The organism is Nostoc sp. CALU 546, assembly GCF_048836525.1.
The window spans coordinates 53,632-66,512 of the sequence record NZ_JAWJTF010000009.1 but is presented as its reverse complement, the minus strand read 5'-3'; the positions used below and the strand labels follow the sequence as shown (position 1 = coordinate 66,512).

Sequence of the window (12,881 nt, the reverse complement as noted above, 5' to 3'; positions counted from 1 at the left end):
GCGATTTTGGGATGTTGGATTTTGGGTTTTCCGAAAAGAATTCAGGAGTCAGGAGTCAGGAGTCAGAATTCAGAATTCAGAATTGAATTGGAGTCCGACTTAGGAATGAATACACGGTAAAACATCACAATCTGATCTTTCCTGCGGAAGTTGTCGCTCCGACTTTCCGCGCTTAATCCGCCACTTTCTGATTCTGATTCCTGTTAGCGATAAGCGGGGCGTTTAGCCCATTCTGACTTTTGAATTCTTCTTCAACCCCACGACTCTTAAAATCAAACCACAGATTATAAACGCTTAATAGCTAGCTTTTTAGAGTGAAGTTACACAAATATACAGAAAAAGTTCTGATATCTCTTGCCGTAGTTTGCTAATTTTGAACTTTGAATTGAAGAACTTTGCTTTTAGCGGGGTTCATCAACCCATAAGGATCAACTATTTCTTTAAATTTTAATTGCTCAGGATCAATTACTTTTCTGCCTCCCTCTTCAATAATATACGTGTGGGGATTGGCAATACTCACACCCTGTTCTTCGTGATAGTGGATAATTTCATTGAGGCGTTCTTCGGTGGTGTAGCGCACAAGTTGCAAAGCACCAGGAACTACGGCACCGTTTACCCGAAAAAATTCCAAATGCATCATTACTTCATCGCCGAAGTGATGGTACATCTGCTCTACTAGTTTTAAACTGCGTTCGCTAGGAAACATACTTTGTAAGTAGGTAATTGCAGTATCTACACTCCGGGCGTGTAAGGTAGTGTGATTCCAAGTAAATTCTGCTAAATGTATACCTTTGGCAGCTTCTTCGGCTGGTTTTTTATATGTGATTTTGCCGCCATATTGCTGCACCAAACCTGGTAAAAATTCCAAACTCGGTTCGGAAATTATCAAAAATACTGGGTGAGTCCCTTCAGGAATGTACTGTTGTAGGGCGTGAAAATATTGGGGAATTTGGGATGCAAAGACAGAAATCAACTTTTTAATCATGCCATCAGCATTACCAAGAGCCTGACCAAACTTTGCTGCTGTCATAAACTCGTCAAATGTCACAATGACTTCTGCCCAAGGATAAGCTGGTGCTAAGGGAATTTCGACTTCGGTGATGATGCCGTTAATTCCCCAAGCATGATTCACCTTTTGCACATCGTCGCCGCGTAACTCGATCGCACGGGGTTCATCTTCTACAGTTATTACTCGCAGTGCTAAGATATTACCGCGATCGCCTAGTAATCCATATTGAATCGAGCCAATGCCCCCACTTCCCCCAGCAATAAACCCGCCAATTGTCGCTGTGCGGTACGTGGAAGGGGCCATACGGATTTCCCAGCCGATTTCTCTGGTTTTTTTATCCAAAGTTGCCAACTTCACCCCAGCTTCTACCCGCGCCACCCCCGGTTTTACCCAAGGAATCTCTTGCATCCGCGTCATGTCTAAAATTACGCCACCATGCAACGGTACACATTGCCCATAATTCCCAGTTCCCGCACCCCGCACAGTTACAGGTATACGGTGTTTCGCGCAGGCGGCTGCGACTTTTAAAACCTCTGCTTCATTGGCGGGACGCACTACGATATCCCCCACTTTTCCCTCTAGTTTCGGCACTAGCACTGGACTAAAGGTGTGGTAATCCTGAGATAATTTTGCGACTTGGGCGGAATCGGTGATGGTTTCTATCCCTTCTAGAGAATTAATCAGGGCATCCAATTTTATTGTCATAGCTTACATCCTTTTTTTAACGCAGAGGAACGTCAAGGTTCGCTGAGGAGTTTATTCTCTGCGCTCCTCTCTCTGGGTTGTAAAATCTTAATTCTCATGTTTGACAGCACTATTCATGCCACTTACTTAATATAAAGTCAGATAGGGCACTAAAGTTGAAATAGGTTGAGCAGATTCCGGTCAAGGCTGTTGAGTCCTAGTGTAGTGTTAGATACGATGGGGAAAAAGGCGACAATCTAGGCACAAACTACTAAGGCGGCGAAGGTGTTATTTTTTAGCCAGAGAATTATTAAGGGTGCGATCGCAACTATGGGAGTTGTTTGTAAAATTACTGCATAGGGAAATAACCTGCGTTCAACCTAACAAACATCATGGTCACGCATCTATGAAAAAAGCGCTCACACCTCAAACTGCTTTACTATTTACATGTTCTATGATGCTGGTAGCTTGTGCTAAAAGTGGCAGTAATAATACAAGTTCCGCAAATAATCCAACAGCGACAACAGGTGCAGCTAATGCTATTCCTATCGGTATCGCCTTTGCACAAACAAGCAATGTAGCATTACTTGGTCAAGAAGGAACTGATGGAGTAAAAATTGCTGAGAAATATTTTAATAACAAAGGAGGTATCAATGGTAGACCAATTAAATTAGTCTATCAAGATACTGGTGGTGATGAAGTTGGAGCCATTAATGCTTTTCAAACTTTAATTAGTAAAGATAAAGTTGTTGGCATTGTTGGCCCTACCCTATCACAACAAGCTTTTAGCGCTAATCCCCTAGCAGAACGCAATAAAGTTCCAGTTATTGGAGCATCAAATACTGCTAAAGGTATTCCCGAAATTGGTGATTATGTGGCTCGTGTTTCTTCATCTGTTGCTGTTGTTGCTCCTTATTCAGTGAAAGCTGCACTCAAAGAAAATCCCCAAATCAAAAGAGTAGCTGTCTTCTACGCTCAAAATGATGCTTTCAATAAGTCGGAAACAGAAATATTTCAGAAAACAGTTACAAATTTAGGATTGGATTTAGTCACAGTCCAAAAGTTTCAAACTACAGATACCGACTTTCAAGCTCAAGCCAGCGATGCTATTAATTTAAAACCAGATTTGGTGATTATATCCGGGTTAGCTGTAGATGGAGGTAATTTAGTTAAACAATTACGAGAACTTGGTTATAAAGGAATAATTGTTGGTGGCAATGGTTTTAACACATCCCATATATTTTCTGTGTGCAGAGCGCTCTGTGATGGCGTGATTGTAGCTCAAGCTTATAGTCCTATCTATGCAAGTGAAATTAACACTGCATTTCGTAAAGCCTACCTTGAACAATATCATAGAGAACCACCCCAAGTAAGTGCTCAAGCTTTTGCTGCTTTACAGGTATATGTAGAAGCGCTGCAATCTTTAGATAAAAAAAGCAACATTAATCAATTGAAATTACCACAATTGCGTACAGAATTGAATAAGGAGTTACTAACAAAAAAGTTTCAAACTCCTCTCGGTGAAATTGCTTTTACACCAGTAGGTGATGTAATTAAAAAAGAGTTTTACGTTGCACGACTCAAGATGGAACCAAACGGTGTCAAGGGTAAATTTTCTTTTTTAAGCATAAAATAGTTGCAAGGATTAAAGTTGTAGGGGCATTTTTAATCTTTGGTAAAAGCATACTTTACTTAGAGTAAAGACCAGTAGGTAATATTAGCAGAAGCAGAAACGTAAATTGGTTTGCCTTTAAGGTCGGCAAGGGTTTTAATTGCTGGGTTGGGATGTGCAATGAGACACCAAGGGTCTTTCTGGAAAATTGCTGCAACTGTGATTTTGGGAATATCTCGTGCTATGGCATTTACGGCATCCATGCCATAACTCATAAAGACATCTACCGCATCCCCCATCAACAATTGAGTACCACTGGGAACCTGGGGGCCACCCATTTTGATGCTTACATCTAAACCGTAGTCTTTGTAAAGACCAGTGGCTATCGCCTGGTAAAATCCGCCGTGTTCTGCTTGTGCCATCCAGTTTGTACCAAAGGTAACTTTATCCAACTGAGAATTGCTAGTTGACGGTTGGTTGCTGTTAGCACAAGCAGCAGGAATGCTGCTATCAATCCAGATAGAACTGTATTGAATAAAATTGCGGCGATTAAGGCGATGAATTGCTCTTGATGAGGGTGATGACGGATTCATAAAACAGTATGATCCTCTCTCCTATCTGCCGTTGTAGCTGAATCTAAATGTACATTCTAGAATCAACTTTTGATTCACTAGCGAATAGGGCTGAATTTCTAAAGCACGTTGAAAAGCTCGGATCGCTTGCCCATATTGTCCTAGTGCCGCATAGCACAAGCCCATACCGTGAAGTGCCCCAAAATGTATTGGATTTATCTGCACAACCATCTGACAATCTGCCAGAGATTTTTGGTAATCGCCAATACTGTAATACAGGAAAGCCCGACGATTCCAAGCTTCGGCAAAATCTGGCTGATCTTTTATAAGTGCTGTCAGTGCTGTTTCGGCTTCAGCAATTTCACCAGCATCCAGTAACTTTTGACTGCGGTCAATTATTTCCAGCCCATAGATTCCCTTTTGCTGAAACCAGATCCGCCAGATTTTTCTGGTTGCTTTGTCCCGGACTGTAGCATCGGGGTTTTTCAACTCTTCAAGTAAGGAATTGATAGATAAAGAATCCATGAATTTGAGATCAGTGAATATACCTTTGTATTAACTTTCTCACAAAATATATCTATTAATTCATTTTTAAAGTCATCTTTAAATTTGCGCTGATTAATTGCTAATTATGAATTTTCTGTGTTATTTATTGGATTCAGCAATACGACTAATACCACACTAGACATTTAGAGTCTTGAAGAATTCAGTATTCAGAATCCAGGAATCAGAATCAAGATACTTGCGGACTCGCTTTATTATGTCGGAAAACATCTTGAAAACCACCAAATGTGTTCTTTGGTGGGTTCTTAAACCCATTTATTCATTCGCCAGTCGTAGAGGATTCATTCTGACTCCTGACTCCTGACTCCTGAATTCTGGTTGATAAAAAGAAAAACTTACTAGAGGTAGTTGACAGATCCCTAGTGAGTAATAGCTGATAAAAACATCCCTAAAAAATAATGACTATGCCAAAGCAAAACGACGTTTCCAGGCATATTGTTCTTACTTCTCATCCTAGTAGCTTTGGCCCTAAACCAATCCCCATTAATTGGGGAGCAGCCGATCATAAGGAACGCGGGCCGATTATTGCTACGCTAACTAAGCAAGTACATCGCAACGTGATTGGCACTCACTCTGGCAGTTATGCGATTTATCGTGCTCTAGCTGTGGCTAGCGGTGCTTTACAGTCGGATCATCGGGCGGATTTAACGAATACATCCCCAGTGGAGCATATTGGGCCTCACCCTAGTTGGGCTGACCCTGATAAGATAGTATCCCTCGACCCTTACGGGGCGATCGCATCTGAGGTGTTCGCATCCTATTGCCAACAGGGATATGATATTCGTCCCACGATCGCAATTACTCAAGCTCATATCAATATGCCAGAATTGCAAGATGCCATAGACAAAGGTCGTTTGCAGGTAGATGGCAAAATCATGAAACCAGGTGGTGATTTGGTTGTCACCAAAGCCGCAGTTGAACCTGTTTGGTATTTACCAGGAATTGCCAAGCGCTTTGGCATTGCCGAATCAGAGTTGCGTCGCGCTTTATTTGAACAAACTGGCGGGATGTTTCCCGAATTGGTGACGCGATCGGATTTGGAGGTATTTTTGCCGCCAATTGGAGGCGTGACGGTGTATATTATCGGTGATTTGGCTGCGATCGCTGATCCCAATAAACCGGTAGCGGTGCGGGTTCATGATGAATGCAACGGTTCTGATGTGTTTGGTTCAGATATTTGCACCTGTCGCCCCTATTTGGCACATGGGATTGAAGTGTGCGTCCAAACAGCACAGGAAGGCCGTGTGGGTGTAATTGTCTATTGTCGCAAAGAAGGCCGCGCTTTAGGAGAGGTGACGAAATTCTTAGTTTACAATGCCCGGAAGCGTCAAGAAGGAGGCGATCGCGCTGATGCCTACTCGTTTCACTTTAAAGTTGATACAAATAGGAGGCAGGGGAGCAGGGGGAAAGAATTAGAGACAAATCATTTGAATCAAGTATTTCGTGAAATAGTATAACATCACAGCGAAACACTTTTCAAACATCCTCTTAGATTTGGGAGCAATGTAGAGTGGAATCTCACTTCCTAAAGCTAGACTCAGATCCCCGACTTCTTCAAGAAGTCGGGGATCTGAGTCACAACTTTGCTATTGTTCTGGCAGCGGGTAAATCTACTCGTATGGGTACTTGCAAAACTTCACTCCCTTGGGGTGAAGGTAAAACCTTATTAACTTATCAATTAGAACAGTGGTTAAGTGTAGATTTTACCCCTGTAGTTGTGTTAGGTTCACACAACAGCAATAAACAAATAGATTGTCCTGATGGCAGTTTCGCTGTAATTAATCCTCATGCCAATGTTGGTAAAACAACTTCTCTGCTCACAGGGTTGCAACATATTCCTCCAAGCTTTGAAATATTAGCAATTTCCGCAGTTGATCAACCCAGAGAATTAGAGATTTACCAGCGATTAATCCTAGCACACCAAGACACTTCAGCAATGATTACTGCACCCAGCTATGAAGGTAAAATGGGACATCCATTGTTATTCAGTAATGGGATGCGATCGCACTTACAAAATATCCGCGAGGAAAGCTTAGGTTTACGCCAAATTATCAAAGAATTTTATCCAGTAATTCATCATGTGAAATTTGATCATCCGGCTGTACTATTAGATATCAACACGCCAGAAATATATCAGGAACAACTGCATAATATTGGATAGCAATAGATTCCTAACAAGATTCCCGACTGCTTGAAGAAGTCGGGAATCAAAGTATTTCGATTATTCTTTCACAAACCCAATCAATCTTCAGTTGGATCATCAATCATTTCCGGTACTAAAGCTGGGTTAGTTTTACGTTCTTCTGGCGATTGCTCCCGAATAACATCGTCTATTCTCGCAGGGTGTTTGATTTTGTCCAGTACCTCTGGACTTAATTGTGCTGCATCACCTTCTGGAGTAGACTTTTCAGCTTGACTAGGAACTGTTTCCTTATTCATCACTATTTCCCCAAACTTATACACCAAGCTTAGTTCTTCTATGTTGAGGTACACACTATCTTCGGACTTAATTTTACGTAGCAATAGGGAAGAAAAGGGTAGGCGTAGCCCGTGGGAGACATCGCTTTTTGTAGAACAAAGATGATTCACTAAATGAAATAGCCTTTACCATAAAAGACGTAAATATTCAGTACTCTCCGTTTCACAAATAGGAAATAAGCAGTGTTACCAAAGAAACCTTCCGCTACCAATGAAACTCAACGCTGGACATTTGCTCAACTTTTTGGGCTGGTAAAGCGTAATCCCATGATGATTTCACAGTGGGTGATCAGGTGGGTAGTTGTGGGGACTGCTGGTGGTCTATTTGCAGCGTTGTACTGGAATGTTTTAGAGTTTTTAACTCACAAACTCCAGCGATTTGAAGGTTTTAACCTCTTAATAGTGATGCCACTTAGCGGTTTAGTTATCGGTCTGGTGATTCATTTTTTGGGAAATCCCGGTGAAATCGCTGTGATTGTTGATAATATCCATTTTCGTGGCGGACGCTTAGATGCTCGCAAAAATCCTTCAATGATTTTTGCTTCTCTAATCAGCATATCGGCAGGGGGTAGTGCTGGGCCAGAAGCACCGCTGGTACAGGTAACAGGTTCTTTTGGTACTTGGGTTGCCGATCGCTTAAAACTCCAAGGTGAAGACCTCAGAACCATGAGTTTAGCAGCAATGGCAGCTGGCTTCACTGCCTTATTTGGCGCACCTCTTGGCGGTGCAATGTTCGCCTTAGAGATTTTGCACCACGAGCATATTGTGGAATATTACGAAGCTTTGATGCCAGCCATTGTTTCGAGTTGCGCTAGCTATCTGGTGTTTGCAGCAATTACCCACTTAGGAATTGCGCCCACTTGGCATTTTCCTCAGTATCACTTAGAAAGAATTGATGATTTTGCGATCGCGATCATGTTTGGAATTATCGGGGCGGTGGCGGGATGGATTTTTATGGGCCTTTTTCGGGGCTGCGATCGCATCTTTGCCCTGATTCCCGGCCCCATTTATGTACGCACAACACTAGCAGGATTCGGACTTGGCAGTTTAGCAGTTTTATTACCGCTAACCCGTTATTTTGGACATGAAGAGTTAGATTCAGTCCTCACTACTAACTTTGGTGCTGTTTTTCTCTTAACTCTCGCTCTTGGGAAAATGGCTGCCATTAGCATTACGGTAACAGGTGGGTGGCGCGGTGGATTCATCATCCCCCTGTTTTTCACTGGTGCTTGTATTGGTAAAGCAGTAGCAGTCTTAATTCCGGGACTTAATCCCGCCCTTGCCATGATTTGTACAATGGCCGCTATTAATGCAGCAGTAACGCGCACACCTATAAGTACGACTTTACTATTGTCAAAACTGGCTAACTTGAGTCCTTTTACGCCAATCCTTTTTGCCAGTTTGATTGGGTTTTTTCTTGCCCCCAAAGTCCCCCTGATTGCATCTCAACTAAAATCTCAGAGAGAGGCTACGAATCAAACAACCGCCTGAGTTTGCTGCCCAGGCAATAAAAAGCAATATATGCTAAGATTGTATCAAATTATAGCAATTATTCAAGAGCAATTTAGAATAATTTTGCGCTTTGTTGAGTAAAAAAGCTAAAATCTACGATTTTTGGAGATTTTTAGGTTATGACAACCTCACAGGAGAGGATTATCCCGATAGACTTGCGAACCGAAATGTCGCAGTCTTATCTGGAATACGCCATGAGCGTGATAGTGGGTCGGGCGTTGCCAGATGCCAGGGATGGTCTAAAACCTGTGCATCGTCGCATTCTCTACGCAATGCACGAGCTAGGTCTACTTCACGATCGCCCCTTTAAGAAATGCGCCCGTGTGGTTGGGGAAGTGCTGGGTAAATATCACCCCCACGGCGACACGGCTGTGTATGATGCCTTGGTGCGGATGGCACAGGATTTTTCCATGCGATCGCCCCTAGTTAACGGGCATGGTAATTTCGGTTCGGTAGACAATGATCCGCCAGCCGCCATGCGGTACACCGAATGTCGGTTGCAAGCTTTAACTAGCGCCGGTTTACTCCACGACATTGAGTATGAAACTGTAGATTTCGCCGATAACTTCGACGGTTCTCAGCAAGAACCCACAGTTTTACCAGCACGGATTCCCCAATTGTTGCTCAACGGTTCCTCTGGGATTGCCGTGGGCATGGCAACCAACATTCCGCCGCACAATTTGGGCGAATTGATTGATGCTTTGGTGGCTGTAATCCACAATCCAGAAATCACCGATCTCGAATTAATGCAGTATGTCCACGGCCCAGACTTTCCGACTGGGGCGCAAATTTTAGGAACATCTGCCATTCGAGAAGCTTATACTACCGGGCGTGGTTCCATTACCATGCGTGGTGTCGCTAACATTGAAACCGTTGAACAACGGGGACGCCCAGATAGAGAAGCAATTATCATTACCGAATTGCCCTATCAAACCAATAAAGCGGCGCTAATTGAAAAAATCGCCGAAATGGTGAACGAAAAACGGCTAGAAGGCATCGCAGATATCCGGGATGAAAGCGATCGCGACGGGATGCGAGTTGTCATCGAACTCAAGCGTGATGCTTATCCTCGCGTCGTTCTGAACAACCTCTACAAGCAAACGCCACTGCAAGCCAACTTCGGCGCAAATATGCTGGCGTTGGTGAATAGCGAACCCCAAGTCCTCACCCTCAAGCAGTTCTTAACCGTCTTCTTGGATTTCCGGATCGAATCCATTGCCAGACGCACCCGCTACGAACTGCGGAAAGCCGAGGAACGTGACCATCTCTTGCAAGGGTTATTGATTGCCCTGTCCCAGTTAGATCCGATTATTGTCTTGATTCGCCATGCGCCAGATGCGCCCACAGCCAAAGGCGAATTAATCACAACTTACGGACTCTCAGAAGTGCAAGCAGATGCGATTTTGCAAATGCAATTACGGCGGTTGACTGCTTTAGAAGCAGACAAAATTCGTCTGGAACACGATGAATTGCAAGCGAAGATTACCGACTTACAAGATATTTTGGCACGCCGGGAGAGAGTGCTGGAAATCATTGAAACTGAAGTCGGGCAACTGAAAACTAGCTTTGCTACACCCCGCCGCACAATAATTTTACCAGGGGAGGGGGAATTAGACGATCGCGATCTAATTGCCAATGAAAAAGCGATCATTTTGGTGACAGAGCAAGGCTACATCAAAAGGATGCCAGTTAACACCTTTGAAGCCCAAAGCCGTGCTACCAGAGGTAAAGCCGCAGCCAAGGTGAAAGATGATGACACTATTGAGCATTTCTTAACTTGCTGCGATCACGACAGTATTTTATTCTTTAGTGAGCGTGGTGTCGTTTATTGCCTGAGAGCTTATCAAATTCCAGCGAGTTCGCGTACCAGTCGCGGGACACCAATCGTCCAAATGCTACCGATTCCCAAAGAGGAAAAAATCACCTCGATTGTACCAGTTGACGAGTTTAGCAACGAAGAATATCTGGTCATGCTCACTAAGGGCGGCAATATCAAGAAAACCGAATTGGCAGCCTTTAGTCATATTCGCGCCAATGGTTTGATTGCCATTTCCTTAGAAGAAGGCGACCAACTGCGCTGGGTTCGACGTGCGAGAGTAGAGGACAGCGTAATCATTGGTTCTCGTAACGGGATGGCGATTAACTTCCGGTGCAACCACGAACAACTGCGTCCTTTAAGTAGGGCGACTCGTGGCGTGAAAGCCATGAAACTCAAGAATAAAGATGAACTGGTGGGTATGGATATTCTCCCCGCAGCAATTCTTGAAACTTTGGATGTTACAGAAGCCGAAATTGAAGATATCGAAACAGTCGAAGCAGTCGAAACAATCGAAGCAATCGAAGCAGAAGATATCGAAATTACCGAAATTAATGAAGAGTCGGTAGAAGTGCCTAGCAGTGGCGTAGTTGGCCCTTGGGTGTTGGTAATTACAATGGGAGGATATGGTAAGCGCGTACCCGTTGCCCAATTCCGCCTGCAAAATCGTGCTGGTCAGGGTTTAATGGCAACCAAGTTCAAAAACCGCAAAACCAAGGACAAGCTAGCAACCCTACGCATTGTGAACAACGATGATGATGAAATCATGATGGTGACAAATCGCGGTATTATCATCCGTCAAGCGGTAAATGCGATTTCGATCCAATCGCGATCGGCAACTGGAGTCAGAGTGCAGCGTTTAGACGAAGATGACGCTATTACCGGAGTAGCAATAGTTCCACCTGATGCTGTCGATGCAGAAGAAGCAGAGTAAAAAGCAGGGGGAGCAGGGGAAGCAGGGGAGGCAGGGGGAGAAATTAACCGCCTTACTCCCTTACTTGATTGCCTTAGCTAGTGGCATTTTAATGGGGCTAACCGTCGCCCCAGTAGGCGCATGGTTCTTGGCTTGGATTGCCCTAGTTCCCTTATGGGTGCTAATTGTCACTTCAGCCAAAAACCAAAACCAATCCCCCCCTGCTCCTCCATCTCCCCCTGCCCCCCCTGCCCTCCTCTGGGGTATCGGTTATCACGGTGTCGCCCTATCGTGGATTACCGGAATTCATCCGATGATATGGTTGGGCGTTCCTTGGTTGCCGAGTTTGGCAATTACTCTTTTTTGTTGGGGATTTATCAGCCTCTTGGGAGGGGTATTCCTTACTATTTGGGCGGCTGTGATGGTTCGCCTAGCTGGACAAAAACCGTGGCTACGCATACTGATTGGTACAGCCGTCTGGTGCGGTTTAGAGAGTCTATGGAGTGCCGGGCCTCTGTGGTGGAGTTCCCTTGCTTACACCCAAAGTCCGCATAATCTCGTAATTGTACATCTTGGGCAACTCTCTGGGCCTAATACTGTGACAGCTGCGATCGTTGCTATTAATGGTTTAATTGCTGAAGCGTATATCAACCGCCAAGATACCAACATGTCCTCTGCGTCTTCTCTACGAGACGCTATGCGAAGGCGGTTCGTTAATAAATACTTAGTTGTCGCCACGGGATTATTAATTACCTTACATCTGATTGGTTTTATCTTATATAGCCGTCCTATCGCCCAAGTACCAGAAGCAGCCTTGAAAGTGGGGATTGTTCAGGGTAATATCCCAAACCGACTTTTACGAAGTTCCGAAGGGTTTCGTCGCGCCCAAGAAAATTACACCAATGGGTATCTAACTTTAGCAGACCAAGGTGTAGATGCAGTCCTCACCCCAGAAGGAGCCTTACCTATTTTCCAGCGCAACTTGATGGAAACTGCTTTAGTCGCAGCAGTGAAGAAAAAAGGTGTAGTTGCTTGGATTGGGGCTTTTGGCGAACGGGGAGACAGTTATACAATTAGCTTGTTTACTTTCAACAGTAAGGGTGAAATTGTCAGCCGCTACGATAAAGCCAAACTAGTACCATTGGGAGAATATATCCCCTTTGAAGAAATTTTAGGCGGACTAGTTCAGCGTTTGTCACCTTTGGAGGCACACCAAGTTCCCGGTTCAGCAAATCAGATATTTGACACTCCATTTGGTCGTGCGATCGCTAGTATATGTTACGAATCTGCTTTTCCTGAGCAATTTCGCTATCAAGCTGCGGCGGGTGGGCAATTTATCCTCAGTTCTTCTAACGATGCCCATTACAGTGCATCCATGCCATTTCAGCACCATGCACAGGATATCATGCGGGCAATTGAAACTGATCGATGGTCAGCACGGGCAACTAATACCGGATATTCAGCCTTTGTAGATCCTCATGGTAGAACATTGTGGATATCTGGATATAATACCTACGAAACTCATGCCGAAACAATTTATCGGCGACAAACACAAACTTTATATGTGCGTTGGGGTGATTGGTTAACACCGTTATTGTTGATATCCTCTGGAGGAGTTTGGCTGGTAATTAAATTTAGCAATACAAAGAAATTGAGTAATTAGCAATATTGGAGATTTAAGGAAAAAGTTTCAGTATTATTATGACTATTTATATACACAC

Annotated in this window: 10 protein-coding genes; 6 read left to right on the top strand and 4 right to left on the bottom strand. The window is 43.9% G+C overall.

The window, feature by feature from the left end; all coding sequences use genetic code 11:
* Positions 1–367 precede the first annotated feature (367 nt).
* Positions 368–1,714 (bottom strand): FAD-binding oxidoreductase, encoded by a 1,347-nt coding sequence (locus RRG12_RS06885; RefSeq protein WP_420758781.1) that lies wholly within the window; start codon positions 1,712–1,714, stop codon positions 368–370.
* Positions 1,715–2,099: 385 nt separating this feature from the next.
* Between RRG12_RS06885 and RRG12_RS06880 the strand changes: the two genes are divergently transcribed.
* Positions 2,100–3,329, top strand: a complete 1,230-nt coding sequence (locus RRG12_RS06880) for an ABC transporter substrate-binding protein (protein WP_420758780.1) — start codon at positions 2,100–2,102, stop codon at positions 3,327–3,329.
* A 56-nt stretch (positions 3,330–3,385) separates the two neighbouring features.
* Here RRG12_RS06880 and RRG12_RS06875 read toward each other — a convergent pair whose 3' ends face one another.
* Both RRG12_RS06875 and RRG12_RS06870 read right to left on the bottom strand, forming a co-directional pair.
* On the bottom strand, positions 3,386–3,898 hold the full coding sequence (locus tag RRG12_RS06875) for an ABC transporter substrate-binding protein (protein ID WP_420758779.1): 513 nt from the start codon (positions 3,896–3,898) through the stop codon (positions 3,386–3,388).
* 21 nt (positions 3,899–3,919) lie between these two features.
* Positions 3,920–4,402, bottom strand: a complete 483-nt coding sequence (locus tag RRG12_RS06870; RefSeq protein WP_069074385.1) for a tetratricopeptide repeat protein — start codon at positions 4,400–4,402, stop codon at positions 3,920–3,922.
* A 443-nt stretch (positions 4,403–4,845) separates the two neighbouring features.
* Here RRG12_RS06870 and RRG12_RS06865 point away from each other — a divergent pair, with 443 nt between their 5' ends.
* Positions 4,846–5,898, top strand: a complete 1,053-nt coding sequence (locus tag RRG12_RS06865) for a GTP cyclohydrolase II (RefSeq protein WP_420758778.1) — start codon at positions 4,846–4,848, stop codon at positions 5,896–5,898.
* Positions 5,899–5,951: 53 nt separating this feature from the next.
* Positions 5,952–6,602, top strand: a complete 651-nt coding sequence (locus tag RRG12_RS06860) for a nucleotidyltransferase family protein (protein ID WP_420758777.1) — start codon at positions 5,952–5,954, stop codon at positions 6,600–6,602.
* An 80-nt stretch (positions 6,603–6,682) separates the two neighbouring features.
* On the opposite strand, the gene RRG12_RS06855 is transcribed toward RRG12_RS06860, so the two are convergent.
* Positions 6,683–7,030 carry a hypothetical protein gene (locus tag RRG12_RS06855; RefSeq protein ID WP_420758776.1) on the bottom strand — a complete coding sequence of 116 codons (348 nt, stop codon included), beginning with the start codon at positions 7,028–7,030 and terminating at the stop codon, positions 6,683–6,685.
* A 72-nt stretch (positions 7,031–7,102) separates the two neighbouring features.
* On the opposite strand from RRG12_RS06855, the gene RRG12_RS06850 reads away from it, so the two are divergent.
* From RRG12_RS06850 to lnt, 3 genes are all read left to right on the top strand, one after another.
* Positions 7,103–8,410 (top strand): chloride channel protein, encoded by a 1,308-nt coding sequence (locus RRG12_RS06850; protein WP_069074382.1) that lies wholly within the window; start codon positions 7,103–7,105, stop codon positions 8,408–8,410.
* A gap of 140 nt (positions 8,411–8,550) precedes the next feature.
* Positions 8,551–11,181, top strand: coding sequence for a DNA topoisomerase (ATP-hydrolyzing) subunit A (gene gyrA / locus RRG12_RS06845; protein ID WP_420758775.1), 2,631 nt, complete (start codon positions 8,551–8,553; stop codon positions 11,179–11,181).
* Positions 11,162–12,823, top strand: a complete 1,662-nt coding sequence (gene lnt / locus RRG12_RS06840) for an apolipoprotein N-acyltransferase (RefSeq protein WP_420758829.1) — start codon at positions 11,162–11,164, stop codon at positions 12,821–12,823. The genes gyrA and lnt overlap by 20 nt, the downstream gene beginning before the upstream one ends.
* Positions 12,824–12,881: the final 58 nt, after the last annotated feature.